This is a genomic window from Flavobacterium algicola (genome assembly GCF_022399565.1).
Taxonomy (GTDB): Bacteria; Bacteroidota; Bacteroidia; order Flavobacteriales; family Flavobacteriaceae; genus Flavobacterium; species Flavobacterium algicola.
Map to the genome: position 1 here is coordinate 589,854 of NZ_JAJTUT010000003.1, position 26,516 is coordinate 616,369.

Here is a 26,516-nt window from a genome sequence, read left to right on the forward strand (position 1 = left end):
TTTTTGGCAAAAAAAATAGCCCATCAAAGGATGGACTATAGTAAGTAAGTATGGAATTGTTTTAAAAGTGCTTGTGCTCCATAATTTCTACTTGGAGTTTATTAATCTGAGTGATACAGATTTTTTTCCCAACCGTATTGATCAAGGATTCTTTTTTTAAGCTCGAAAAAATTCGAGTAACTTGTTCGTCTGTAGTTCCAGCAAAGTCCGCTATTTCTTTACGGGATAAACTAACATTGATGAGGTTGTTAGTATGTCCAAATTTTTTGAACAGATGTAGTAAGGTGTCGATTACCCTTTCTCGAACGTTCATTTGTGCTATCTTCTTAACTTTGTTTTCGCTCTTATTTAATTCTTCTGCATAAAAAAGCATCATGTCGTAAGTGAATTCCGGAATCGTCTTTAATATTTCCTGCATGATGTCGTTGCTAAAATTGCAAAGAAGACTGTCCTCAATAGCGGCTGCACCAATTAAATAGCGATTTCGTGTTCCAAAACCTCTAAAGCCTACTGTATCACCTTCTACTGCTAGTCTCACAATTTGCTCTTTGCCATAAATACCTGTCTTCAAGATTTTTACTTTTCCTTTATAGAGGAAATACAAACCCTGAATAGGAGCGCCTTCAATCATAAACTGCTGTCCTTTCTTACATGCAAAGGTGTTTTTTTGCAATACAAAATCTTGCATCTTTTCTAGGTGTAAATGTTTTTTAATAAAACAACTAGAATTTTCACAAGTAGCACAGTCAGCATTTAATCGTTTCATTGCGTGATAATTTTTGAAGTTAGGCATGGTTCTATAACAAATTTAATTAAAATTAAGTAGTTGTACTTAAGATGTAATCAATAGATTCTTTTTTAAAAGTCGTTTTGAATATCAGGTAATTATCCTTTCTATTTTTGGCTATCTGTCAAAATAGATTGCTTAATTTTAGTAGATTGATAATTAGCATGTAAAATTGATAGTTTGAAATAATTAGATATAAGATCTATTTCTTATCATTTTCGAATACAAAAGCGCTAAAAAAGTTTATAATATGAATATAAAAAAGCTGGCAGAAATGTAATCCTGCCAGCCTCCATAATTATTATGCTAAATTAAATTATTCGTTCTTTCTATCGATCTGCTTGGCAATTCCGGGTTGGTTTTCATTCATCATTTTGGTGATTGTTATATGCATCCAGATTAGACAGATAGCAGAGAACAACATTACAAAAATCCATGAGCTTGACCATATCCCTGTTACAGTTAATAGGTAACTAAAGATAATCGGACAAAAGAATCCACCCAAGCCTCCTAACAAACCGACCATACCACCAACAACCCCTATTTCGTTAGGAAAATATTCGGGTATGTGTTTGTAAACTGCTGCTTTACCAATACCCCAAGAAACACCAATTAAAATAACCAAAACAAGAAACACCCACATATTAGCATCAAAGTTGATACGAGTTACCCCTTTAGCAATCAATTCCTTTTTGTTTACCGTTTGATTTTGCTCCACAATAATTTTCTGCCAAGATGATTTGGTTGGAAAAATATTTCCTTCTTCTAATTTTTCTGGTTTCGAATCAATCACATATTCTTTGTCATCAATCTTAATACTTTCAGGAGAAATTGCCGTCACCGTACCCTGTTTACCCGCCATGACTCCTGGTCCTGCAGTGGTGATTTCCATTTTAGGAATCATTAATAAACCACTAAGTATTACAGAAGATATTAGTACCCAGTACATAACAGTTCGAGCTCCAAATTTATCAGATAAGTATCCTCCAAAAGCGCGTATTACTCCTGATGGTAAACTAAACATGGTAGCAAACATACCTCCCATAACCAGACTTGTAGAATAGACATTCATAAAATTGGGCAGTAACCATTGTGAGTATGCTACAAAACATCCAAATACTAAGAAGTAGTAGGCTCCAAATCTCCAAACTCTAGGACTTTTTAAAGTGGTAAGCATTTGAGGGACTGTGCGGTTTGATTTTTCTAATTTTTTATTCTCAGCAAAAAACAAGAATAGTAGTCCAATAATTAGTAAAACAGCACCATATACTATAGGTAACATTTTCCATCCATTTGTAGGATCGGCAATTGAGAATTGATTTAATAAAGATGGTGCTACAAATGTAGTAATAGCAGCACCTGCATTCCCCATACCAAAAATCCCTAATGCTCTACCTTGCCATTCTTTTGGATAAAATATAGAAGTGTATCCAATTCCAACAGCAAAGCTGGTTCCCACTAGTCCAAACAAAAAGCTTAAAATAGCAAACATGAAAAAGCTATCGGCCAATGGTAATAGAAAAAGGGGTATAGAGCACAAGAGAAGTAAGGAAGCGAAAACATATTTCCCGCCATATATATCGGTTAGTATTCCAATTGGTAAACGCATAATAGAACCGGTTAAAATTGGTATTCCCAATAACCATCCGACTTGGACTACACTCCAATTAAAAATACCTTTGTCTACTAAGAAGGTTACTAATACACCATTTAATGTCCAGCAAGCAAAACATATAGTGAATGCAAGTGTATTAAGGAATAACATTCGATGCGATTTTGATAGAGAGGTTTTATTTTCCATATGTACTTATATTTTTCATCAAAGATAAGTAGTAAACACTAGTTAAAACCTGCTAAAACGCAGATTACTATTAATTAATACGTATTTTTACGTATAAGTACGTAGACGGTTGTGCTTTTTGAAGTTTTGATAATAATGCAGCCATATTTTGCAATTACTGCAGTAAATTAGGTAGAAACAGGATTGATAGTTTGCAGAAGGAAGTTAAAAGGCTTTATTTAAGCTAAAAATTACCGGATTAGATATAAAAAAGTAGCGCAAACTAGTAGTGGATGGAAAATGTAAAATTACACAAGGAATTCTACTGTTTTAACTTTACTGAATAAAGTTGAGTTATAAAATAAAAAATCCGTCATTTCAAAATCGAAAATTAGTTCAATTTTAAAATGACGGATAGTATATAGTATTGAAAGAGAATTATTTAAAGTAAAGAGTATTCTGTAGCTTTGTTGGATAATTCCATTAAATTTTTAACCTTTAATTTTTTCATTAAGTTGAAACGGTGCACTTCTGCAGTACGTTTCGATATCTCTAGTACCTCTGCGATTTCCTTGTTCCCTTTACCAGATAGTAGCAACTTTAATATTTCTTTTTCTCTTTTGGTAATTGTCAACTCCTCTGCCAAAGGATTTTTCTGTTCGATAGTCCCACCATTAGATAACTGATTGATCAGTATCGACGATATATCACCGGTAAAATATTTACCACCGTTACTTACAGTGTGCAATGCTTTCAAAAATTCTTCTTTACTTGATCCTTTTAGTAAGTACCCGTCAGCTCCTGCATTAATTGCCTTCAATACATATTCTTCAGAATCGTGCATAGAAAGGACTATTGTTTTGACTTGATTACCTGCCTTACGTAGTTTGTCTACGGCTTCTATACCAGTCATATTGGGCATTCGAATATCGATAATTAATAAATCGGGTTTAGTCTCTTCCACAACAGTAAGTGCTTCAAGACCATCGGTTGCTTCACCTACTACTATTATATTTTGTTCTGATTCTAACAAGGATTTTACTCCATCACGCACAAAAACATGGTCGTCTGCCAGAACTACTCGTATAATATCACTCATAATGTACTTAAGTTTAAAATAGAAAGTGTTACGTAGTAAACACTAAAATAAGTCGCAATATACGTAATTATTGATAATACTTGTAGAAAAGTAACACATTGATTCATGATTTGCTTACAGTGAACCTACCATTTATAAGGGAGTAGTTCAAAATTTTTTACTTTTTAGAATAAGATAAAGCGAAGTAATAGAAAACGGTTATCGATATTCATAAGTTATTAGAATACCACAATTAAATAGGGATATTAAAAGTGATACGGGTTCCTTCACCAATAATTGAGTTAAAAAACACTCTTCCATTGATGTACTGTATTCTCTCTTTCATAAATAATAATCCCATCCCAGACTCACTTGTTTTCTTTTGATCAACAGTACTTAGGTCAAAACCGTTACCATTGTCATCGATTGTGATACTTAGTAAATTACTACTGTGTGATAATTGTACTATAATATGCGATGAATCTGCATATTTTATGGCATTGTTAATTGCTTCTTGAGTAAGACGGTACAAATTAATTTCGATCAAGGAATCTAAACGTTGGTCAAAGTCACTTTTATTATAAAAAAGGATATTTTTTCCTGTCAATTTAGAAAGTTCCAATGTTAATTTAGCAAGAGAAGGTACAATACCGTGGTCGCTTAATTCGGGAGGCATTAAGTTGAAAGTTGCCGTTCGAACTCCTTTAATAATGTCGAGGGATAGCTTTTTTAAGTATTCAATTTTCTGAGCCGATTTCTCCCTATCGTCTAGATTAATACTTTCGAGACTGAACTTTAAACCAGTTAACATTTGACCAATACCGTCGTGAATTTCGCGCGCAATGCGATTTTGTTCGTTTTCTTGATTTTCGACAATTCTACTCGAAATAATTTTCTGCTGATTGATTTTTTCCGCAATGTTTTCGGCATTCAAGCGTTCTACTTCTTGCTCTGCATTCTTTCTAACAGTGATGTCAAAACAGATAATCAACAACTCCGATTCTTGTTTTCGAATGGTAACCGGAATAATGGATAAATCAAGCCAAACCGATTCATTACTGTGATTGGTCAAGTTAATTTCGCCGTTCCAACCGCTTTTTTGCTTTTCGGTAATAATTTTATTCAGAAACAGCTGTTCCTTTTCAACAGGAGTTAACACTTCAGAAAATTTCTTTTCGATTTGAAAGGCAGTATAATTGATGAGTTTTGCAAATTTTTCGCCAATGTGTATAATGGTGCCGTCGTTGGCTACGCGGCAATACAACAAAGTATTTTCCATGGCGTAATTAAGTGACTTCAATTCTTTTACTGAATTCTCTTTTGATTCGCTTAATATTTCGGTATTGTAAGCAAGCTTGATTGCTTTTTTTTCAGAGGTTAGTAATTTCGAAATAAGCTCTTCGATATTTTTGTTGGTTGGCTTAAATATGAAATGAAATTCGAGTAACAAAACCATTAAGGTGAACCCCAAAATACCGTACTCTGTATTGCGCTGTAAAGTTACTTTGTGAAAAGCTTCGCGCTCATACTGCCCTACGATCTGGTTCATTTTCTTTAAAAAAACTACCTGATTGTCTAGAACCGTTTTTATTAAAGTTTGATTGTCGTCAGCACTCTTTCCCGACCTTCTGTTTTCGAGTATCCGTTCTGTATTTTGTATGATACTTTTAAAATTGGGATTTATAATTTTATATAAATCCGTCATTTTAGGACTATGTGTTTTAGGCAACTGCAAACTATCGTTACCATAATACAGCCCTATTTGAGTGGACTTCCAAAGGGATAGTGTTTGATTAATGTTGTCAACTTGCTCTTGCGTATTGACAGAATCACTAACTGCGTGAAGTATCAGAATCTCTTTTACTAATTTTTGGCTTAGCATTCTTTGTCTACCCGAAATATTGATTAATCGGGAGTCATCCAATTGCGTATTAATGTTGTACTGAATCAATAACTGACTCAACATTACCGTTATGGCAATCGTTATTAAGGCAAAAATGTAGCGTTGCTTTAATTTTTTAAAATTAATGCTTTTTGTAGATTCAGATTGACTTTTCTTCATAAGCTTATAGTCCTAGAGCCTCTTTGATCAATGCGAAATTATCACTCGTATAATCAATCTTTAATGCGGCAGCATGTCCCTCTTCCGACATTTTATTCCACGTTTTTAGAATAATATTTTTTAATTTTTCCTTATCGTGTTTGGCTACAAAGGGTTCTAAATAAAACTCCAAAAACACCAAGCAAATTACATCTTCAAGTAATTGTGTTTCAGCATCCTTTTTAAGTAATTTTTTTTCTATTAAGAAAGTGACTCTAGCAATGAACTCGTCATCATAACCTGCTTTTTTAAGAATTTCAGCAGTAGTTTGAGCATGGAATTTTTTTAAATCTTCTCTCCATTTTAAGTAACCCACACGATCCATTGGGTAAGAATCACGAGCTATCTTCCAACGACAAATATGTTGCGCTTTGGAGGCTATTTGAACTTCTTCAGAGGCAGAAGGGCAAAAATCCATAAGTCTTGCAAACATTCTATTAGAGTATAATAGTTCTTTTGGAAAACTTATGGATTCGTGTATTTCTATGTTAGGATCTTGTGCATTTTCAGCATCGATCCACTGGCTTGCTTGTTGGAAGGGTGTTGTCATTTGGAGTATTTTTATGATACTTCAAAGATACATATTTAATCGATAAACCCAATCAATACTTCCCCTTCAACAATTTTCACGGGATAAGTAGCAATCGAATAATCGTTTCCGCTCAAGTTTGAACCGTCTACTAGCGAAAAGTTGTTTTTATGCAATGGACAAGCAATTTTAGGAGTGTTGTCGCTAGAACCAATCATTCCCCTAGATAGTACCATTTCCATCTTGTGAGGACATACATTTTGACAAGCGTACCATTCATTTCTTCTTTCGAAATTTATAATAGCAATTTGTTTTCCCTTGTATTTTATGCAACTTCCACCATCTGTTGGGAAATCACTTATTTTTCCAGCTTTGAACCAAAATTTGACATCGTCTAAAGCTACTGTTTCGTATTGGTTTAGTATTTCTTCCATGCTGTTGTATTTTTTTATATGAGTTTTAAGATTTCTTGCTATCATTTAGATGATGCTAGAAAACTTTTTTGAACTATCGTCGGTATTTTTTTTCTAAAATATTTGAAAATCGGATAGAATAGGAGTAGACCGTTGTCAAACTATTTCTAATATTGGGATTTGCTACATTACCAAGCTTTAGGCATTTTTTGATCTCTTAAAACAACGTATTCAATAGTATCGTCACGATCTTCAGAGTTTGAGAAATGACTAAAACGTTTCATCATTTCCGGGTCTTCGATAGCTTGTTTCCATTCGCATTCAAAAGTATCTACTAATGTTTGCATTTCATTTTCAAGTGTTTCGTTGATTCCTAAACTGTCTTCTATAACTACTTTTTTCAGATAATCAAGTCCCCCTTCTAGTTTGTCCAGCCATGTCGCAGTTCGAACCAAAGGTCCTGCTGTACGGATGTAGAACATTAAAAAACGATCCATATATTTGAAAACAGTTTCTTTGTCGATTTGTTCTGCCAAAAGAACGGCATGTTTTGGATTTGCTCCCCCGTTTCCGCAGATGTATAAATTCCATCCACCTTCGACAGCGATTACACCAAAATCTTTTCCTCTAGCTTCGGCACATTCTCTAATACAAGCAGATACACCACCTTTTAATTTATGAGGAGAACGTATTCCTCTGTAACGATTTTCTAGTTCGATTGCAAATGTCGTACTGTCATCCATACCATAGCGACACCAAGCATTCCCCACACAGCTTTTAACAGCTCTTAATGATTTTCCGTACGCATGTCCGCTTTCGAAACCATTATCAATTAATTTTTTCCAAATTGCAGGTAGATCATTAAGTTCAGCACCAAATAAATCTACACGTTGTGCTCCTGTAATTTTGGTATACAAATTGTATTCTTTTGCGACTTCACCAATTACAATCAGTTTCTCTGCAGTGACTTCACCACCAGCCATTCGTGGAACTACAGAATAGGTTCCGTTACGTTGAATATTGGCCAAAAATCGGTCATTTGTATCTTGAGAGGTAATATGTTTGTTGGCAGTATCATTGTAAATACTAGAAAAAATAGATGATAATACAGGACGGCAAACTTCGCAACCATCACCTTTCCCTACTGTTCCTAATACTTCATTATGATTGGTAAACTTGTTGATTTTTACAATATCGAATAACTCTTGTCGGCTGTAAGCAAAATGTTCGCAAACGACATCTTTTACTTCTTTACCAAGTGATTTTTGAGTTTCTTTGACCAAATCGACAACCATAGGTTTGCAACCACCACAACCAGAAGTAGCTTTGGTCGCCTTGATAACATCTCCCAAAGTTTCGCAACTTCCGTCAGTAATAGAACAGCAGATTGCACCTTTGGTAACATTTTCGCAAGAACAAATTACAGCAGTATCCGGTAAGTCCATTGCGCTACCCATCGTAGAACTTTCTCCACCTCGAGATCCTAAAATCAAATCTTCAGGGTTATCAGGAAGTTTCATTCCGTTGCTGTAAATCTGAAATAAAGTATTGTAATCACTAGAATCACCTACCAAAATTCCACCTAATAGTAATTTACCGTCATGAGAAACATTGATTCTTTTATATATACCGTTAAACTTATTTTCATAAACAATTGGAATTCCGTCTTGGTGCTCAATAAAGGGATCTCCAAAACTAGCGACTTCTACACCAATTAATTTTAATTGCGTAGACATATCAATAGTTTCTCTCATGACTTTCTCAGATCCTAAAATCTGATCCGCTACAACTTCAGCCATTTCATATCCAGGAGCTACCAAACCGTAAATCATTTGGTTGTACAAAGCGACTTCCCCAATAGCATAAATACTGCTGTCTGAGGTAAGCATCTTGTTGTCAACAACTATTCCGCCACGAGTACCTACTTCTAGACCTGCGCCTCTTCCTAGTTCATCTCTAGGCTTGATACCAGCTGAGATTACCAGCATGTCTACTTTTAACAGTTCTTCTTTTTCGAACATCATCCCGGTGATACAATCGGTACCATCGATAAATTGAGTCGATTTTTGTAAATGTATTTTTATATTTAATTCTTCTATTTTTGACTGTAGCATGTCGCTGGCTCCTTTGTCTAATTGCCTTGGCATTAAACGGGGTGCAAATTCAACTACATGAGGATTTAATCCCAAATCGCGAACTGCTTTGGCAGCTTCTAGACCTAATAGTCCACCACCAAGTACAGCAGCTTCTGTAGCTCCTTTTTGTTTTATCTTTTTTGCATATGTCATTATTGCATCAAGATCTTCAATTGTTCTATAAACAAATACTCCTTCTTTTTCTACTCCTTGAATAGGGGGTACAAAAGCAGAGGAACCGGTAGCAAGAACTAGATAGTCATAAAAATGTGTTTTTTCTAAATGAGTAGTGATGGTTTTATCTTCCCTGTGAATATCTGTTATTAATTCTGAAGTGTTAAGTATGATATTATTTTCTTCGTACCAATTTGCAGTAGACATCGATAAATCATCAGCTGTTTTTCCTGCAAAATATTCACTTAGATGAACACGGTCGTACGCACGTCTAGGTTCTTCACCGAATACGGTAATTTGATATTTTTCATGTCCATTTTTAGATATAAATTTTTCGCAAAATTTGTATCCTACCATTCCGTTTCCTACTACTATTATTTTCATCATAATATCATTATTAAGTATTACGTAGCAAATATACGTAGTTATACTTAATTAAAATACTAGTATTGCGTATTTGTGTTATTTATTCAGAATTCGCTAATAAAGAGATTGTAAAATGCATTTTTACTATTATTTAAAGCTTTAACTACCGATAATTAGAGTATTATGAGCGCGTTTGAACTAAATTTTAAGCTTATTTAATGCTTTTCCGTATTAAGAGCGTTTTGTTTTTATGAAAATTTAGTCCAAAAAAAATACGTACTTCCCTTTCGATTAAAAGGAAATACGTAGTTTTTATTTTTCGAATAATGTAATAAAAGTCGAAATCGAACCAATTTAAACTATTTATTTTAAGGAATTACTTTTTAATTCCACTGCAATTGTTTTCTTTCTGACCAGTATTTTGAAGGTTTGACTTTAAACGTGTAAAGTGTTTCAAGATCTTCCTGAGATAATTCAAAGTTATTGGCTTTATTATTGTCTTTTACATGTTGCACACTTGATGCACCACTAAGTACGATAAAGGGATCGACTGATTGGATACAAAAGCGCAATGCTATCGCATCAACACCAACTTCATATTTTTTGGCAAGTGCTTCTAGCGTAGTGTACATTTTATAGTAGTGGGGATAATTAGCGTTCGGAAGTAGTCTACCATTTGCCAATGCCTCCTTAATAATAACACGATTTTGATTTTTCTTAATTGTATCAATAATTTCCAATAGACTTTGGTCTAAAATGTTGTAAGTAACTTGAAAAACTTCAAACAAGGGTTTGTTATTATATTCAATTTCTAGTGCTCTTTTTAATATGGCTACTTGATTGTCTCCTGAAACACTTAAGCCGATATGGATGTTTTGTTTTAGTTTAAGTTGTGCCATCTTTTGCAAAACTGCTTCGTCTTCGAGTACACCCGATTCAAAAGTTGCCGAATGAATCTGCAGTGTCGTAAGATTTGGGAATAAAATTTTGGAATCTTCCCACTGCTTAATGAGTTGGTCAACGCTATGATCTTTCAGTTCGTGTATGTTGGCATCGAGTTCAAAATTGGCAGTATAAACATAGCCCCATTTGGTAGCGACTTCAATCGTATCATCCTCTTTTGTTTTTAGCCATTCGCTTACAATCTGTTCGGCTATCCCATAACCAGGAGCCGTATCGTAATAGCGCACTCCTTTTTTATAAGCCGCATTCAAAACTTGAAAAGCTTTCTTTTTAAAAGACTTCAAATCAAAAGCTTCACTAGTTGTATCTCTAATATTGATATAATGGGGACGGCCAATTGCCGCTGTTCCTAGTCCGATTTTTAGGCTTTTCATTTCTTTTATTTTTCAATATAGATCTAAATATAACGATTAATATTGTTACGAACAGCTAGTCTGAGGTCGAAATTATTTATATATAATTTGTAAAGTACGCATTTGCGATTCAATTAAGGCCTATTTTGAATGATGTGGCCATGGTTTTTATTGATGGGATTCTCCTTGCCGACATTTTTGACTACCTTTGCACAAATTATAGAAATGAACTCAAAACACCTTCCTCAAAATATACTTAAGAATTTAGGCATAAGCCAATTGAACGAAATGCAAGAAATGGCGCAAGATGCTATTTTGCACGATAGTAATGTCTTGCTTTTGTCACCAACTGGATCAGGAAAAACACTTGCTTTTTTATTGCCAATTTTAGAATTGTTGCAACCCGAATTTTTGTCTGTACAATGTTTAATATTAGTTCCTTCTCGTGAATTGGGTTTGCAAATCGAGCAAGTTTGGAAAAAAATGGGAACAGATTACAAAGTAAATGTTTGTTACGGGGGACACTCAATAGAAACGGAGATAAAAAACTTAAGTAATCCGCCAGCTGTTTTAATAGGAACACCCGGTAGGATTGCAGATCACATAGAACGCGGAACATTTCGCTTAGATAAAGTACAAACTTTGATATTGGACGAATTTGATAAATCGCTGCAACTGGGATTTCATGAGCAAATGTCTTTTATTATCGGTAAGTTACCTAAATTAAATAAAAGAGTATTGGTATCTGCGACTTCAGATATTGAAATTCCAAAGTACACACGTGTAGTCAATCCAACGATTCTAGATTTTATTCCAGAAGAGGAAGAAGGAGTAGAGAACAACTTAGAAATGAGAATGGTCATTTCTAAAGAAAGAGACAAAATCAATACCTTGTTTAATTTGATTTGTTCTTTAAAATCAGAATCAGCAATTGTATTTTGTAATCATCGCGATGCGGCTGAACGCATCAGTGATACTTTAAATGAGAAAGGTATCTATGCCACTTATTATCATGGTGGAATGGATCAAGACGAAAGAGAACGTTCTTTAACGCAGTTCCGTAACGGAAGTATGAGTTATTTGATTACCACTGATTTAGCAGCTCGTGGATTAGATATTCCAGAGATGAATCACGTAATACATTATCATTTACCATCAAAAGGGGATGAATTCACGCATCGTAACGGTCGTACTGCACGTATGCATGCTACAGGAACGGCATATATCGTTGCAAATGACAGTGAGAAGAAAATGGATTACATTGATTACTCGATGCCAGTTTTAGAAGTAGCGCAAGCTAGTAGTATTCCTAAACCACCTTTGTACCAAACAATTTACATCAGTGGAGGTAAGAAGAACAAGTTAAATAAAATTGATATCGTAGGTTTCTTTTCTCAAAAGGGAAAATTAGAAAAAGGAGACTTAGGATTGATAGAAGTAAAAGACTTTATCTCTTTTGCAGCCGTTAAATTCGGGAAAGTAAATGAGTTGCTTCGTTTGATACGTGATGAGAAAATGAAAGGAAAGAAGTTTAAAATTGAGGTAGCGAGAAAAGTAATAAAGAAAGTCGAAGAATAAATAGCTCACTTAAACCCTATCATGCATATCGATATACAGGATTTTATAAAGCACAAAAAAAACGTTAGTAGATCATTTTCTACTAACGGTTTTTTTATGGAGGTCAAATTTAACTAATCGATTAAACAGTAAAAGCGGCTGTATTGTATACCAATGCAACTTTAAATATATTATTACCTTCCGTTATTCGGCGGCATTGGCTTTTTCCCTTGAAGGGCTGGCTTCTTGGTTGGAATAACCGTTTTCTTGTAAAGCGGTATAAAATAGCTTACCGTATAGTTAAAGCCAACTCCAAAACTTCCGTCATAGGTTCTATTAAAACCAGGGATGTAAAGGTTATCAAAGTCATCTGGCTTTTTGTTGGTGATTAAAGTATTCAAACGAAAGCTGAAACCTACAAAGACATTATTAAAAACTTTAGCTTTTAACCCTGCCACTACTTCAACCCAACTAGCGGTCAATCCTTTAAATTCACGATCGGTGATGATCGTTTCATTCTCGCTAAAATACTGAGAGGTATTATAGATTTTATAGGAATTCAGATTCTGATTAAAAGAGCTAAAACCATATCTCAAACCAATAGAAAGTATATTTTCCATGTTCAACCAGTTTTCATAAGCATTGTAATCAAAACCAGCTTTAAGATAGGATCCCTTGGTTGTAAAGTTCAAGCGAGTATCATCTGTCGTTTTGTTTTCGGTACCTATTTCTGCAGCCAAAAAATATTTTTTATTGTAACGGTAATCAGCTACAAGCTCAATTCCTTTGTAATCTTTATCATAAAACCCACGGCTTAGTTTGAATAAATCTACTCCTACACGCAAACCATAGCGATCAGTTTTAGGAATAGGTACTACTGTGTCGGTCTTGGTAATTGTGCTAGGTTTTAAAACTGTTGCCGGCGGCGGGCTAGATAGTTCTCCTTTTTCAACTGGCTGCGGAATCGGTTTTTTGGAACTCGTTTCTTGTGCCTGAGTTATAAACATTGTAAAAACTAGCGTAATACTAATGATAGATTTGAATGTGTGTTTCATATTCGTTAGTTATTGACCTGTTTAATACCACTACTTCTTGAATCCATTTTTGGTCACTCGCAGGACCATCACTTAATTCAAATGGATTGGTTTGAGTTAATTCGTAATTGATTGCATAACCACAAGCTCTCGAAATAAAAATTTCTGTTCGAGCGTAGAAAAACTCGATGTCATCCTCATTAACAAATAAAGGATCTTCGTTCTCGTAGTTCAAAATAAATTTATATTTTACATTATCGGCCGTTGTTTTCAATGGGATAGAGACAGTGCTGCCATTAATCAAAGTACTACTGCTATAAGTAACACCTTCGGTCATGCCTTCTTCGATAATTGTCAAATCGGTAACCGATTTTAAAGTCGACGGGTCATTAAAATCATAAAAATCAATGATCATAAGAGGAGTAGTATTAGTGTTTGCATCACAAATATCATCCTTTTCACAACTAGAGAAAGTAGCACTAATCGCTAGAAGTACTATTAAAATATATTTCATAATCATTTCGTTTTGAATATTTGTGTCTGTCTCCAAGTCCCTACGACTTAATTTTAGTTACCGTTTTAGCATTTAAACTAAAAGCGGTAACTATATAGGTAACAAACGGCAAATTATTGCTGCTAGTATCTAACTTATCGAAGTTCTAGTAAGACAACGTTTTCTACGTGATGTGTTTGCGGAAACATATCTACAGGACGTACACGAGTTACCTTGTATTTCTCATCCATTAAAGCCAAATCACGTGCTTGTGTGGCAGAGTTACAACTTACATAAACAACTTTTGCTGGTGCAATTTTCATAATTTGCTCAATTACATCTTTATGCATACCATCTCTAGGTGGATCTGTAATAATAACATCTGGCTGTCCGTGTTGTGCAATAAAAGCATCGTTAAAAACCACTTTCATGTCTCCAACAAAAAATTCGCAATTGTCAATATTATTTCGAACTGCATTTGCTTTTGCGTCCTTGATCGCATCAGGCACACTTTCGACACCTATTACTTTCTTTGCTTTTTTCGAAACAAATTGAGCAATCGTTCCAGTACCTGTATACAAGTCATATACCAATTCTTCACCAGTCAATCCTGCAAAGTCACGAGTTATTTTGTATAATTCATAGGCTTGATCAGAATTAGTTTGATAGAATGATTTAGCATTGATACTAAATTTTAATCCTTCCATTTCTTCCAAAATATAGTCACGACCTTTGTACAATTGCACGTTGGTGTCATACAAAGTATCATTTGCTTTATTATTAATCACATAAAGCAATGAAGTGATTTCAGGAAAAGTAATATCTAAATGATCCAAGATCAATTCTCTTTTAGCTTTGTCATCTTCAAAGAACTGAATTAACAACATAATTTCGCCAGTAGAGGCTGTACGCAACATTACCGTTCGCAACAATCCAGAATGTTCTCTAGGATTAAAGAATGTCAAATCATTTGCATTTGCAAAATCGCGAATTTCATTACGTATTGCATTTGACGGATCTTCCTGTAAATGACATTTGTTGATGTCTAGAATCTTGTCCCACATTTTCGGGATATGAAATCCAAGTGCGTTTCTGTTTCCTAAATCTTCTGTGCTGCCAATTTCAGCCTCAGTCAACCATCGGCTGTTAGAGAACGAAAACTCCATTTTATTGCGGTAAAAGAATTTCTTTTCCGATCCTAATATAGGTTCAAATTCAGGTAATTCAACTTTACCAATGCGTTGCAAATGGTTAAGTACTTCATTTTGTTTGTAAAACAATTGTTGGTTGTAATTCATATTTTGCCATTTGCAACCGCCACAAACACCAAAGTGCTCGCAAACTGGCTCCACACGATGCTCAGAAAATTCGTGAAATTTCACTGCCTTTCCTTCATAATATGCCTTACGCTTTTTAAATGTTTGCACATCTACTACATCCCCAGGCACTACATTAGGAATGAATACGACCTTACCATCGGGAGCCTTAGCAACCGAAACGCCTTTTGCACCTGCATCAAGGACTTTTATCTGATGAAAGACAACTTTGTCTGTAATTTTTCTACCCATGGCGCAAAAATAAGGGTTTGTTCGCTTTTTTAAATTCAAATTGCGAAATATTTTCAAAAACTTAGCAAAATTTATTTAATTTTTAATAGTTCTATTGTATCAAGTTCATTAGTTATGCTATTTACAAATAGAATTGGTCACAAATTTGTCTAGATGATGTAGATAATTACAATCAAATGCAAGTTTTGTTGTGTTAGGGCCATAATCCCGCTTTCCGTTACAAATCCTCGTAGTGTTGGCTGTACTAGTACGTTAGTAAAGGAGCTTTTCCCGAAGTATCGGGAGTCGCTCTTTACAAGCAACTAGTACAATGTCAACATTACTGCGGGTTTTCCGCTTCAATCGGGGGCAGGGGAGCTGGGAGTAAATGGTGTTGGTTGTTATTATTTATTCTTAGAAACTATCAATTCATAGTTTACAATAGTTAAAAAATAAAATAGAATGTCAGCACACAATTTACCTGCTAGAATACCAAGTACCGCATTACCAGTAAGTATAGGAAGCCAATACATACAAAACGGGCGAAAAAATAGTATATCGAGTAAGGCCGGATAGCCAAATTCTAAAAGTAAATTTTTAAATAAGTTAGCCACAGCAGCTTTAGCAATAATTTGCTGAGCCGCCTTGGCATTCTTCTTTAATTGATAATATGACATAAAAAGAATTACACCATAAAAAGCAATATATTCGGACAAAGTAATTAAGTAGGCTGTGCTTATGCCATCAAAAAAGTAGCTCAGTTGTGAGCATAGCAAAGCAGTGCTAGTTGCAGCCAACTCTGCATATTTATAGCGATCAAACCATTCTTTAAATTTTGCTTTAGAAAACATAATTAGAAAACACTTTTAAAAGGCAAAAGTACGTATTTCGAAACTTAAACGGTGGAGTAGTTGAGTAACTGCTGGCAATGTAAATGGTGATCAAAAAAAAGAAATTGAGGTAGATTACAAACTAATATGCTAATGCACTAATATGTAATTAATTTATTTGTTGTTGAATGGGTTGGTTTTATATACTATTATACCAAAAATAAGTAGCAGTGCTAATTTTCCAATCAAAAATCCATTACCATAGTTATTCAAATTTTCGAAATGGTATAGAAAAATATTGGTAACAATGTAGAGTAAAAATAAAAGGACAATTAGAGCGGGGTAAAAGATAATTTTTTTCATTTAGTTTTAAAAGCAGGCGGCTATATTTTACTACAACCGCCGTAGGTTTGCTATTTTGTAACAGTTGTTGTAGTTGGGGTATATATACTGAAAGTTAATGCAGCTATTAAACCATTTACAAAACTTTGTTTAGTAACTATTGTGTAATCAGTAGCACCGTCAGCCATTGCGTTAGAATCAGAAACTCCAACAGGTGCTAATCCACCAATTACGTAATGGTTCCATTTTGTAACTTCAGTGCTACCTTGAGCACCCTTACCAACTACGCTTGTGTAAGTAAAACAAGATGATAACGTAATTGAAATAGCAAAAGCAATTGACAAAATTTTGAAAGTTCTTTTCATTCTTTTTAAATTTAAAATTATTTATTGTTGTACCCACTATGAGTTGCAGTAAAGCATTATTTTTCATTCGGTTTCTATGCTTTTCCAAATTTTTCAACGCTAAGCCAAGGTGGTATTTGTGGCTATTTGGTGAGTCGAAATTTTTGATAATTGAGTTTCCAAAATCAGTTCAAATAATACTGAGTCAGGTGCTTTTTCAAAAATTCAAATATAGAATTTATTCTTACAAAATAGTGGTTAACTTATAAATTTATAATAATTAATATTTAAAGAATTTATCTATACACTGCAAAATAAATAAGCATAAAAAAAGAGGCTTCATAGCCTCTTTTATCGTTCATTCACAATTGTAATTTTTTAAGTGACTTCATCTTATATAGATGCTATTCCCCATATTATCAAATAAATAACTAGCGCAGTTTCCTTAATATATTTCAGATCTAATTATAAATGGTCTTTTTTATTTTACCGTATGGCGAACGATGACTTCATTGTCTAAAATTACATTTGTTGACCAAATAAATTTTGCATCCTCATTTGCATTATCAAAAATATCGGTAAAATTGGTATAGGATGGCTTATTATCTACCCCAATTGTTTCATTTGTAAATTCAGTTGCATTAGGCCAATCGCTATCGTCAAATGCTTCATTTTGCCAGTTAGACGGTGTTTTCCAATGTAATGCGTAATAGGTAGCGGCATCATCAGAATCTTTTGTATTGCAATTTTCACTTAAACGTAACGGTCCTTTTTCTGTAACACAAGCAAGATCTTTTATTGGAGCGGTATAGAAGGTTTGCGCTTTCCAACCGGAATTGGTTGTAGCGATTATTTCATTCTTTGCATCTTTAAATACAGCTACCATTCCGCCGTCTCCGGGATGGAAAGCTTTTCCTCTATTACTCTCAGAGCCCAGACCACTATTTTCTTCCCAATCGACCAATTTCATTGCAATCGTAAAAGGCCTGCTTACCTTAAAGCGAACAATATTCGAATTAAATTCTGTAAACGGAACATTGTCTTTTGCAACCGGAACGCCGTTGATATACATTTCAAAGTAGTTATCTGCAAATACAAAGGCAGTAATAATTTCGCCATCATCATCCACTTCGATTACATCAGATCCGTCGAGAGCTTGTAAAGCTTCTTGGGCAGACTTATAGGTAACCTTTGTGCAGGGATTGTACAAATCTGAGGCAAATGGAAATGTATTATCTGTAAAATTAACGACTGCTGGTACAGTCCAAATGCTACCGTCTACTGCAGTAGATTTCCCCATAGGTGCTTTTCGTCCGCGTTCGCATTCAAATATGTTTTCAGTCAAAACTTCAGCAGGACCTTGAGATACACTTGCTGTTCCTTTATAACTTTCAAGACCAGATTGGACGGTTTTCGTACTGTTTTTACAAGAAGTAAGTACAGTAATTGCAATCGCTACAGTTGTAATTATCTTATAAACATTTTTCATATCTTTTATATTTTAGTGTCTGTAAATGTTAATGTGGTTCTGTCAATAATTTTTGTTGCTCCAATCGCATTCATAAATTTGTTGTAATCGACTTCTACGGAGCTGCTTTTTGGTAAAGCAACTGGCACTTCTGCCAAGGCATACAAAGCAATTGTATAAGTGTGCTTGCCCTTTCCTTGGGAACATGGCGATGTATAAGAAATCGCATTACCATCCTTGTTAGCTCCCATATACCAACTACCATTATTGGCCATTTTATACGGAATCTCAGTAATAGTAGGATCAATATTCCACAGTAACAAATAAGAGTTAATTTCGGTCTTATCGTCTTTTTTGGGATAGTGATACATAACAACTGCCAACGATTTTGTACCTGCAGGAACATTCTCCCAAGCCAATGGTATTGAGTTTTCGACACCTTCGACTTTTTCTTCACATTTAAAAGCGTCCAGTAATTCGCCATTTTCTATCGCTTTACTGGTTAATTTAAAACTGGGATTTACAGTTTTGAAATGGTCATGATTGACATTAGTCAAATTACTTCTACTGTCTTTACATGATAAAACAGTTAGGAGTAGAACCGGAAGTAAATATTTTATAGTTTTCATTATTTTCTAGGTTTGTAATTTTCAATTTTTTTAGTACCATTAGGATATATAAACTCATAAGTATATTGATCAGAGTTGTCCCAATTGTATTTGATAACATAGCTTTTTGAATCTAAAATATAGGTTAATTCATAAGCATTTGTTCCCAAAGAGGTGAAGTTAGTAATTTTGGCGCCACGCAGTGGCTTCAATGCGGGTCTTAACTCTTGTGTTCTGGGTTGTGGTGAGACTTGATTTTCTGGCGCTTGTGTATTCGGATCTAATTTCACCTCTCCTCTCATGCTTGCAATAAAATAAGGATACTCCTTAATGGTGTGGTATTCATAGGAGCCGTCTTTATTTAGCTTTCCTAAGTATTCGTCTAGTTGTTTGGTTTTTTCACCATATACAGGAAAACCATCCATCGCGTACGCAATAGGATTTCCTTTGCCTACTTGATCCTGCAAATGCAAAGGTGGCAAATGGTAGTGGTAATCATCTGCCCGGCCACAATGTCCGCCCCATTGGTCTAATTCACCTATTGCATTGGTATCTTCGCCTCGGTTATTTAAGGGGTTGAAAATCGGAATTCCGTTTACAGCTACTGCTATGGCACCTTTTAACAAATTGGTTTTTGTAGATAACGGATTTTCAGCCATTTTGGGATGCAGAGGAATGGCCCAACTGTTAGTCCCTGTATAGTTCTGATTAATAGGAACTTGTTGTTGCCAGTTGGTGATGCCTACCATCATATCATGCGAAGGCAAGCCATTTGATGAGATGTATAAAAAATCATCGTCTGAATGTGTGGTAACGCCTTCAAATTTTTCGAAAAAAGCACGCATCAAGGTCAAATCGTTTTCTGGAACAGTAGTAAGTATGCTTGTTTTGTTAGTATTATTGTTCTTGCAGGAAGCAAACAAAAGGATAGCAGCACCAATACAACCATACGACAAGTGAACAATCCTTTTCTGCTTAAACAATTGGATTAATGAGAATGATAGAAGGACACCGCCAAAAAGAATAAGCGCTAAATTTAAATAAGAGAAGGCAGGTTCTGTTATAGTTTGAGTAGCATTTAATGAATGAATAAAAGCAGTTGTATCTTTAATATATTTTTGATCTTCACTGCTAAAATCAGATATGGGATAGGTCTTTATCATGTGATTACGGTCGATCAGCCAAACGTTGTTTTTGTCCGATTTCAAAAAATCAGCTTCAATGGATGGTGCATCGGTTGTAAAGTTCCATTCTTTGAGTGGTGTTCCGTGTCCGACTGTATGAGCAGACAATCGCAGTAAATTTGCGATTAGAAAAATTAGTAATAAACTCTTTTTCATAATTTATAATTTCATAAGTATGGTTAACGTTTACTTTAGCACTATATATATAGACGCAGTGTACTTACAATTCATGCGTAGTATTTTGAGTTTTAATTGATTTAGTTGATTATGATTGTTTTCAAAATATTAATTGTGCTGTTTTATATTTGCTCGATGGGAGGGAAGTAGTTGTGACTTTTGCTATAAAAGACCCAAGTAAAATTAGGCATAACTCACAATAAAAAAAGAGACCGTTGAGGCCTCTTTCGTTAAAATGTATGTATTTTTATGAATAGCTACTACAGAGCCGCTTGTTAAAAAAATGAATATCCAAATATTAAGGACATCGAATTGTAATCTGAAAACCATAATCGCTCATCTCCCAACAGTTCACGAGTGGTGTGTAATCGAATCTCCGTGCTGTAACGATCCTTGTATTTGTAACCCAGTCCTAAACCAATGTTACCTCTTGTATTTATTTTTAGGTCTGTAAAATTAGTTCCATCAGGTCTCTGATACTTTATTGAGGAATTGGAACTTAATTCAACAATGTAAGAAGCGTTGACGAAAAGTTTTGAATTCTCGTTAAGAAAAAAGTAATGACGTAAACTAACTGGAAATTCAATAGATGAATAAGTAATCTTTGCGGTTAATTTTCCTTCGATTACATAGTCCGCGTTTATAGTTTTTTCAGATTTATAATTCCTCAAAGTTGGCTCAAAAGTTATTGCCCATTTATTTTTATTAAAAGGTAAAATAAATTCGGCCTCAATTCCTAGACCCAACCCTGTATTATTACCAAAATCCACGTATCTTTTGTCTTCATATTGCACTTGTGCGTCTGCCGATGAACTGTTAATACGAGGTCTAACGGTCAAATTAAAAAGATCTTTTTTTTCTTTTACTTCAAAACTGGTAAACTCCTTATTATTACATCCATTGAAATCGATAAAATACCGAACCAGATCATTCTTTTTATAACTAACCTTTTCAATTTTTGAAGTTTTGAAAGTAGGGCAATTTAACTCTATCCAAAGTTGTTTTCTAAATTCGTTATTTTCCCCAAATTTGTGCTCAGTGTTTTTGTACCTCTTATGAATCAATTGTTGAACTCCACTATCATTTTTACTGTAAAAATATCTAATCAAATTATTTTCAGCATACTGATATAAGTTTGCTTCACCTTCAACTAAAACTTTTAAAAGCAGGTCTTCCTCTTGAAATACAGGATTTTTATCAGCACTGAGATAGGTAATGTTATCGCTTGAACGGTCTATTTTTACAGTCCTGCGTATGTACTTCGAAACAGAATCAATACTGAATTCTTTAATTGATTTGATAAGTGTAATTTTGGATTCACTATTCTCCGCCAATTTATATTCAAATTCGGTAGGATTGTTTTTCCAATCCATATTTTTGATTAAGCAATTTATTTTTTGATCTCTATTATCAATAAAATAACCTTTATCAAAAGAAATTTGTGAGTAACAATTGATACCCAAAATTAGGGCAAAAAGTAAGAGTAGTTTTGTTTTCATTTGCGTTTTAGGGATATTGCATACTATAGAGTATCAACAATTTTAATGATTGTAATTATCGAATGTTTTACGCACTTTATAATTACTAACAAGCAAATAGTTGAAATGCTTTATTAATACTAGCGCGTTTTATGACGGCAAATATAGGTAAAGTTATAAGTTAATTAGTACGGCTATCCTTGTAATTTCGATTAAAATTCATCTCTCTTATTCAGAGAATTTATTTAGAACAATCATTGCTCTTTGGGCATCTTTTGTAGCTACAAATATATGATCGTGATAAAATCCTGCAACAACATTACAACTAATTTCTTCTTCGGTCAAAGCCTTTGAGAACGCTGCAGTTAGTCCAACGGCTTCCAAAGAGGAATGAACAGTTAAAGTAATCCACGAAGCAATCATCGAATACTCCAAATTTAACTGATCTGCAATTTCTTTTTTCAGAATAATGGTAATACTTTCTTCTTCCCTAAAGAACATTAAAATATCAGACAAATTTAAATTATCCAAATTCTCAACTTTGCAAAATACAAATTCGCCTTCATTTTTCTTTGGCTTCATTGTTTTTAAAAGTAATTCTAGTTGTGTCTCTCCATTCATATTTGATTTGATTTTTACAGCTAATGTTATAGCGCTTAAGGTAAATAATTTAGATCGAAAAATTTATAAACGATAAAATTGGGCTAAAATACAAATCGTACTAAATAAGTACTACAATTTTAATTCTAATTTTAAAATTGTAGTTCATTTGTTGAAATACTAATCATTTCAAACGTTATACCATATCTACAAATCTTCAAATCCATTGCCTAAAGATTTTTCGTCCATTCCTACAAAAGAGTAATGCCTCGGTAGATACCAAGCCATAGTTTGCATTACTATCCTATAATGCTCTGCATTTTCAAAATTATTTGGTGTCACATTAAATACTAGATCCTGTGAAGCTTTTTTATCATCTTTTTGATGTCTCATTAATAATACAACTTTTGGAGTGTCAACACCATTCAGTTTTAAATATTCTCTTAGAAGTTTTCTTGCAGTACGAGGCAATATTTTTTCTGAAGGTTGTCCAATTATTACTTCTTCATTTTCAGAGATAGTTTCGTCATTAGTGTCTTTAGAAAACGGTGTTTTTTCGGTAATATAAAATGAATTGTTCAAATGTAAATTTAAAATATCTCCATGGGAAAGCACCCAGTCTGCGCTCGAGTCGGTTGGATTTATTACTACTCCAAATCCTGACTCAAGTAAAAAATCATCTTTCATATTTTCTATTACAAAACATTGAAAGCTTTTGTTAGGTTCAGGTAAAAATAACTGAAAATAAGGGAAACCATCTGGTCCAGTGATTATCTGTGGTTCACCACAACAAAAACTGGCCTTTGATAGGTTAGATAAAAATGATGTACTCCAGTTCTCATCTCTTTCTTCCTGCGGAATTTGTACGAGTTGCAAAAGTGTATTTGTTTTATCCAAATCACCTAGATAAGGTGCTGTTCTATCTTCCTCTTTTTGATTGGATTCTTGCAACTAATCTTTCTTTTTAAAAAAGTTAAATATTCCCATTTTATTACTGATATTATTTTTTGAGCTGAATTTTCTGAAAACGTGAATTTACCACAAAATATTTAATTATTCTTACAAATCAATTATTCTGTTTGATACTATACATAAAAAAACCTCGTTGTAGAAAACGAGGTTTAATATAAAATGGTCGAAATTTTATTTTTTTAGATATTCTTTAATTCCGTAGCTCGCAACCACACCTTCACCTGTGGCGGCAGCAACTTGTGCAATCGCGCCAAAACGACAATCACCAGCGGCAAAAATCCCTTCAACACTAGTTTGATTAAGGTTTTTGGTCAAAATGTGACCACTATTAGAAAGATTTAGAAATCCTTCAAAAACTTTGGTATTGGGTAGCAGTCCAATAAAGGTAAAGACACCATCGGCTTTTACTTCTCCGTCTTCATTTGTTTCGTTATCGGTATAGATTAGCTTGTCAAAGTTGCCTTCGCTATCGGCGATAAATTCTTTTGGTTTTTTATTGAGGTGGACTTCAATATTTTTAAAAGTATCTAGCTTTTCAGTATATATTTCGTCCGCAGAGAATTTTTCGCTTCGGTGTATGATTGTCACTTTTTTACAAAAGCCAGCAAGAAACATCCCCTCTTCGAGTGCACTATTTCCGCCCCCAATTACAATAACTTCCTTGTCTCGGTAGAAAGCACCATCACAAGTGGCGCAGTAGTGAATACCCGATCCTATTAATTCTGCCTCTCCCGGAATCCCGAGGGTGCGGTACGTACTACCGGTGCTTATCACTATCGATTTGGCTCTGTATTCATCGGATTTGGTATGGACTTTAAAAAAAGTACCCGATCTCTCGATACTAACAATTTCGACACCCGTTTCGATTTTTGCTCCCAAGGTCGAGGCTTGCTCTTCCATACGATCCATCAAATCGGGACCCGAAACTACTTTAAAACCCGGATAATTTTCTATTTTCTTGGTGATAAAAGCATTTCCGCCAATATTTTTCTTTTCGAGAATGATGCTATCAAAACGATCTCTTTGTGCATAGATAGCAGTCGTCAAGCCCGATGCGCCACCACCTACAATCAGTACATCATAAATGCGGGTATCGGTCACTTTATCGATTTCTAGTAATTCCGTTAATTTTGTATTGTCAGGGTTGGAGTAGGGAGTGCCATTGACAAGAATCGTTGGTATGATTCGCTTGCCTTTATTAACTTCCATCACATAGTCGCTAGCACCTTCTGTGTTTTCTACATCGATGAACTCAAAGTTGATTTGGTTGTCTTGTAAAAAACGTTTGGCTCGGCGACAATCGGGGCACCAATCGGCACCATATAATTTTACAGTTCCTTGTTTGTTGATTCCCAAAATAGCTGCAAGCTCATGATTTTGTGGGTTACTGTGCACGGCCTCGTTGATCACCACAGTCGGAATAATTCTTTTTCCCTTATTATATTCTTCTACCAGTTTGGAAGCGTCGGGAGTGATATCGAGATTGATGTATTCAAATTCAATATTGTTCTGAGTAAAAAAGCTTTTAGTTCTTCGACAATCTGGGCACCATTCTGCACCGTACATTTTGATTTTTTGTGACATATCTTTCTTTGTGAATTTGTAGATTAAGGTTCTTGGGGTATTTATTGTAGCTGTTAAGTTATGAAAAAAAGATCAAAGTTGTTTTGTCGCAGTACAAAATCGCTGTAGCAAGCTTTGATCATTTTAAACTGTTTCCTGCACTTTGTGTCATTTTTAAAGTAGACGTTACAATATAGTAAACCTTACATTTTGAGATGTTTTAAATTCTTTTGACTGCCATATTTGCCGAACCTGTCAGGCAGCGCTCGTTGTACTGATGGAAACCCTTGCCGAAGGATGCCGATTTTAATTTTCGAATAAAACAGCCATTTTTTGAATACTTCTTTTAAAAATGGGGTTTTTGGCGTAGTTTCTGCAATAAACAAGCTAATTAAGTTTAAACTAAGATCTTTTAATCAAAAATAAGATTTTACAAATTGAAAAAAATATGACTCAAGTTAAAGAAAACAACACGGTTAAAGTACATTACACAGGAAAGCTAGCAGACGGACAAGTATTTGATACATCTGAAGGTAAAGATCCTATTGCATTTACTTTGGGACAAGGAAGTTTGATTCCTGGTTTTGAAAAAGGCCTTATTGATATGAAAGTAAATGAGAAAAAAACAATAAATATTACTAAGGAAGATGCTTATGGTGATCCTCGCGAAGATTTGATTATCGAGGTTCCTAAAAGTGAATTACCTGAAGATATGGCTCCAGAAGTGGGAATGGGATTGGTTTCTAGAACTCCAGAAGGACAAGAAATGAATTTATTGGTTATAGAAGTAAAACCAGAATCGGTAGTACTTGATGGTAATCACCCATTGGCTGGTAAAGACCTTATTTTTGACCTTGAAGTTGTTGAAATTTCATAAGGATCCAAATTATATTAAAAAGAAGCCTGACAGTTATTTGTATACTGTCAGGCTTTTTTTGTTGCAATTATTTCTGTTTGTATTCTTTTTCTAAATATTCTCTGTTTTCAAAATAAAGAAATTAAAAGGCAAGTGTGCTGATGGCATTTGTAATAATCGGTTCCATGACGAGGTATCCTTTTTTATTGGGATGCACATTATCTTCGGAATAATCCAAAGGCAATCCTTTTTTATCATCTACTAGAGCGTCGTAATAATTCACAAACAGAATATCATTGTCAGTTGCGTAGCTTTCGATAAGTTGATTTAGAGCTATAATAGTCTCGGCTGGTTTTTCGGTTGGGTTCCAATAAAAGTAGTTGGAGGGTAAAACAGAACAAAGCAAAACTTCGATTTTGTTTGCCTTTGCCAGTTCGACCATGGAAACAATATTGTCCATAATCATTTTTAAGGTCGATTTGCCTGTGTTTCCGGCAATATCATTACCTCCAGCGAGAATTACAACTGCTCTTGGTTTTAATTGGATAACATCGGCTCTAAAACGCAAAAGCAACTGCGGACTCGTTTGTCCGCTGATACCTCTGTTGATGTATTCTTTTCGAGAAAAAAAATCAGGCTGCTCTTTGCTCCAAAATTCGGTTATAGAATCTCCTATGAAAACAATTCTATTTTCGGAAGGTAGAGGAGAAGGTAGAGCTGTATTTTCTTGCTGGTATTTTTGTAAATAAGCCCAGTCGGAATTTATAGAGGGATTGGCCATATC

At 34.5% G+C, this 26,516-nt stretch carries 23 protein-coding genes; 2 read left to right on the top strand and 21 right to left on the bottom strand.

The features are described from left to right. Window positions 1-61 precede the first annotated feature (61 nt). The 8 genes from LXH21_RS13285 to LXH21_RS13320 form a co-directional block, all read right to left on the bottom strand. On the bottom strand, window positions 62-766 hold the full coding sequence (locus LXH21_RS13285; protein WP_239866679.1) for a Crp/Fnr family transcriptional regulator: 705 nt from the start codon (window positions 764-766) through the stop codon (window positions 62-64). A gap of 337 nt (window positions 767-1,103) precedes the next feature. After that, window positions 1,104-2,588, bottom strand: a complete 1,485-nt coding sequence (locus tag LXH21_RS13290; protein WP_239866681.1) for an MFS transporter — start codon at window positions 2,586-2,588, stop codon at window positions 1,104-1,106. 421 nt (window positions 2,589-3,009) lie between these two features. After that, window positions 3,010-3,666 carry a response regulator transcription factor gene (locus tag LXH21_RS13295; RefSeq protein ID WP_239866683.1) on the bottom strand — a complete coding sequence of 219 codons (657 nt, stop codon included), beginning with the start codon at window positions 3,664-3,666 and terminating at the stop codon, window positions 3,010-3,012. 232 nt (window positions 3,667-3,898) lie between these two features. Continuing rightward, window positions 3,899-5,707, bottom strand: coding sequence for a sensor histidine kinase (locus tag LXH21_RS13300; protein ID WP_239866685.1), 1,809 nt, complete (start codon window positions 5,705-5,707; stop codon window positions 3,899-3,901). Window positions 5,708-5,711: 4 nt separating this feature from the next. Further along, window positions 5,712-6,296: a DUF4202 domain-containing protein gene (locus LXH21_RS13305; protein ID WP_239866687.1), complete on the bottom strand. Its 585-nt coding sequence runs from the start codon at window positions 6,294-6,296 to the stop codon at window positions 5,712-5,714. A gap of 35 nt (window positions 6,297-6,331) precedes the next feature. Further along, window positions 6,332-6,709 carry a nitrite reductase small subunit NirD gene (gene nirD, locus LXH21_RS13310; protein WP_239866688.1) on the bottom strand — a complete coding sequence of 126 codons (378 nt, stop codon included), beginning with the start codon at window positions 6,707-6,709 and terminating at the stop codon, window positions 6,332-6,334. 167 nt (window positions 6,710-6,876) lie between these two features. Then, window positions 6,877-9,384, bottom strand: coding sequence for a nitrite reductase large subunit NirB (gene nirB / locus LXH21_RS13315; protein ID WP_239866690.1), 2,508 nt, complete (start codon window positions 9,382-9,384; stop codon window positions 6,877-6,879). Window positions 9,385-9,746: 362 nt separating this feature from the next. Next, window positions 9,747-10,700: an aldo/keto reductase gene (locus LXH21_RS13320; protein ID WP_239866693.1), complete on the bottom strand. Its 954-nt coding sequence runs from the start codon at window positions 10,698-10,700 to the stop codon at window positions 9,747-9,749. Window positions 10,701-10,904: 204 nt separating this feature from the next. On the opposite strand from LXH21_RS13320, the gene LXH21_RS13325 reads away from it, so the two are divergent. Next, the gene (locus LXH21_RS13325; protein ID WP_239866694.1) at window positions 10,905-12,257 is read left to right on the top strand and encodes a DEAD/DEAH box helicase; all 1,353 of its coding nucleotides are present in this window, start codon (window positions 10,905-10,907) and stop codon (window positions 12,255-12,257) included. 173 nt (window positions 12,258-12,430) lie between these two features. Here the strand turns inward: LXH21_RS13325 and LXH21_RS13330 are convergent, their stop codons facing one another. The 12 genes from LXH21_RS13330 to LXH21_RS13385 all read right to left on the bottom strand — a co-directional run bounded on the left by LXH21_RS13330 (window position 12,431) and on the right by LXH21_RS13385 (window position 24,897). Continuing rightward, on the bottom strand, window positions 12,431-13,291 hold the full coding sequence (locus LXH21_RS13330; protein WP_239866696.1) for a DUF6048 family protein: 861 nt from the start codon (window positions 13,289-13,291) through the stop codon (window positions 12,431-12,433). Continuing rightward, the gene (locus LXH21_RS13335; RefSeq protein WP_239866698.1) at window positions 13,263-13,784 is read right to left on the bottom strand and encodes a DUF6452 family protein; all 522 of its coding nucleotides are present in this window, start codon (window positions 13,782-13,784) and stop codon (window positions 13,263-13,265) included. Before LXH21_RS13335 ends, LXH21_RS13330 begins: the two co-directional genes overlap by 29 nt. Before the next feature lie 134 nt (window positions 13,785-13,918). Beyond that, entirely contained in the window at window positions 13,919-15,331 is a 1,413-nt protein-coding gene (gene rlmD, locus LXH21_RS13340; RefSeq protein ID WP_239866700.1) for a 23S rRNA (uracil(1939)-C(5))-methyltransferase RlmD, read from the bottom strand. Window positions 15,332-15,714: 383 nt separating this feature from the next. Continuing rightward, entirely contained in the window at window positions 15,715-16,161 is a 447-nt protein-coding gene (locus LXH21_RS13345; protein ID WP_239866709.1) for a hypothetical protein, read from the bottom strand. Window positions 16,162-16,553: 392 nt separating this feature from the next. Then, window positions 16,554-16,847 carry a Bor family protein gene (locus LXH21_RS13350; protein WP_239866711.1) on the bottom strand — a complete coding sequence of 98 codons (294 nt, stop codon included), beginning with the start codon at window positions 16,845-16,847 and terminating at the stop codon, window positions 16,554-16,556. Window positions 16,848-17,307: 460 nt separating this feature from the next. After that, a complete protein-coding gene (locus LXH21_RS13355) occupies window positions 17,308-18,315 on the bottom strand; it encodes a hypothetical protein (RefSeq protein WP_239866713.1) in 1,008 nt (335 codons plus the stop codon). Window positions 18,316-18,320: 5 nt separating this feature from the next. Further along, complete coding sequence (locus LXH21_RS13360) at window positions 18,321-18,923, bottom strand: YbhB/YbcL family Raf kinase inhibitor-like protein (protein WP_239866714.1); 603 nt, start codon at window positions 18,921-18,923, stop codon at window positions 18,321-18,323. After that, window positions 18,923-20,242: a YHYH protein gene (locus tag LXH21_RS13365; RefSeq protein WP_239866716.1), complete on the bottom strand. Its 1,320-nt coding sequence runs from the start codon at window positions 20,240-20,242 to the stop codon at window positions 18,923-18,925. The genes LXH21_RS13360 and LXH21_RS13365 overlap by 1 nt, the downstream gene beginning before the upstream one ends. Window positions 20,243-20,538: 296 nt before the next feature. Further along, complete coding sequence (locus tag LXH21_RS13370) at window positions 20,539-21,762, bottom strand: tRNA modification GTPase (RefSeq protein WP_239866718.1); 1,224 nt, start codon at window positions 21,760-21,762, stop codon at window positions 20,539-20,541. 207 nt (window positions 21,763-21,969) lie between these two features. Continuing rightward, the gene (locus tag LXH21_RS13375; RefSeq protein ID WP_239866720.1) at window positions 21,970-22,362 is read right to left on the bottom strand and encodes an ACT domain-containing protein; all 393 of its coding nucleotides are present in this window, start codon (window positions 22,360-22,362) and stop codon (window positions 21,970-21,972) included. 186 nt (window positions 22,363-22,548) lie between these two features. Further along, a complete protein-coding gene (locus LXH21_RS13380) occupies window positions 22,549-23,292 on the bottom strand; it encodes a hypothetical protein (protein ID WP_239866722.1) in 744 nt (247 codons plus the stop codon). A gap of 192 nt (window positions 23,293-23,484) precedes the next feature. Continuing rightward, window positions 23,485-24,897, bottom strand: a complete 1,413-nt coding sequence (locus tag LXH21_RS13385; protein ID WP_239866724.1) for an FAD-dependent oxidoreductase — start codon at window positions 24,895-24,897, stop codon at window positions 23,485-23,487. A 427-nt stretch (window positions 24,898-25,324) separates the two neighbouring features. On the opposite strand from LXH21_RS13385, the gene LXH21_RS13390 reads away from it, so the two are divergent. After that, window positions 25,325-25,753 (top strand): FKBP-type peptidyl-prolyl cis-trans isomerase, encoded by a 429-nt coding sequence (locus LXH21_RS13390; RefSeq protein ID WP_239866726.1) that lies wholly within the window; start codon window positions 25,325-25,327, stop codon window positions 25,751-25,753. A 121-nt stretch (window positions 25,754-25,874) separates the two neighbouring features. Here LXH21_RS13390 and LXH21_RS13395 read toward each other — a convergent pair whose 3' ends face one another. After that, window positions 25,875-26,513, bottom strand: a complete 639-nt coding sequence (locus LXH21_RS13395; RefSeq protein WP_239866729.1) for a GDSL-type esterase/lipase family protein — start codon at window positions 26,511-26,513, stop codon at window positions 25,875-25,877. Between the last annotated feature and the right edge of the window lie 3 nt (window positions 26,514-26,516).

Coding starts and splice junctions, on each gene's coding strand:
- LXH21_RS13305 (WP_239866687.1), bottom strand. CDS start 6,296: ATGACAACACCCTTCCAACAAGCAAGCCAGTGGATCGATGCTGAAAAT.
- LXH21_RS13295 (WP_239866683.1), bottom strand. CDS start 3,666: ATGAGTGATATTATACGAGTAGTTCTGGCAGACGACCATGTTTTTGTG.
- LXH21_RS13325 (WP_239866694.1), top strand. CDS start 10,905: ATGAACTCAAAACACCTTCCTCAAAATATACTTAAGAATTTAGGCATA.
- LXH21_RS13335 (WP_239866698.1), bottom strand. CDS start 13,784: ATGAAATATATTTTAATAGTACTTCTAGCGATTAGTGCTACTTTCTCT.
- LXH21_RS13355 (WP_239866713.1), bottom strand. CDS start 18,315: ATGAAAAATGTTTATAAGATAATTACAACTGTAGCGATTGCAATTACT.
- LXH21_RS13395 (WP_239866729.1), bottom strand. CDS start 26,513: ATGGCCAATCCCTCTATAAATTCCGACTGGGCTTATTTACAAAAATAC.
- LXH21_RS13390 (WP_239866726.1), top strand. CDS start 25,325: ATGACTCAAGTTAAAGAAAACAACACGGTTAAAGTACATTACACAGGA.
- nirB (WP_239866690.1), bottom strand. CDS start 9,384: ATGATGAAAATAATAGTAGTAGGAAACGGAATGGTAGGATACAAATTT.
- LXH21_RS13285 (WP_239866679.1), bottom strand. CDS start 766: ATGAAACGATTAAATGCTGACTGTGCTACTTGTGAAAATTCTAGTTGT.
- LXH21_RS13350 (WP_239866711.1), bottom strand. CDS start 16,847: ATGAAAAGAACTTTCAAAATTTTGTCAATTGCTTTTGCTATTTCAATT.
- LXH21_RS13300 (WP_239866685.1), bottom strand. CDS start 5,707: ATGAAGAAAAGTCAATCTGAATCTACAAAAAGCATTAATTTTAAAAAA.
- LXH21_RS13370 (WP_239866718.1), bottom strand. CDS start 21,762: ATGAAAACAAAACTACTCTTACTTTTTGCCCTAATTTTGGGTATCAAT.
- LXH21_RS13290 (WP_239866681.1), bottom strand. CDS start 2,588: ATGGAAAATAAAACCTCTCTATCAAAATCGCATCGAATGTTATTCCTT.
- LXH21_RS13360 (WP_239866714.1), bottom strand. CDS start 18,923: ATGAAAACTATAAAATATTTACTTCCGGTTCTACTCCTAACTGTTTTA.
- LXH21_RS13375 (WP_239866720.1), bottom strand. CDS start 22,362: ATGAATGGAGAGACACAACTAGAATTACTTTTAAAAACAATGAAGCCA.
- rlmD (WP_239866700.1), bottom strand. CDS start 15,331: ATGGGTAGAAAAATTACAGACAAAGTTGTCTTTCATCAGATAAAAGTC.
- LXH21_RS13365 (WP_239866716.1), bottom strand. CDS start 20,242: ATGAAAAAGAGTTTATTACTAATTTTTCTAATCGCAAATTTACTGCGA.
- nirD (WP_239866688.1), bottom strand. CDS start 6,709: ATGGAAGAAATACTAAACCAATACGAAACAGTAGCTTTAGACGATGTC.
- LXH21_RS13345 (WP_239866709.1), bottom strand. CDS start 16,161: ATGTTTTCTAAAGCAAAATTTAAAGAATGGTTTGATCGCTATAAATAT.
- LXH21_RS13385 (WP_239866724.1), bottom strand. CDS start 24,897: ATGTCACAAAAAATCAAAATGTACGGTGCAGAATGGTGCCCAGATTGT.
- LXH21_RS13320 (WP_239866693.1), bottom strand. CDS start 10,700: ATGAAAAGCCTAAAAATCGGACTAGGAACAGCGGCAATTGGCCGTCCC.
- LXH21_RS13330 (WP_239866696.1), bottom strand. CDS start 13,291: ATGAAACACACATTCAAATCTATCATTAGTATTACGCTAGTTTTTACA.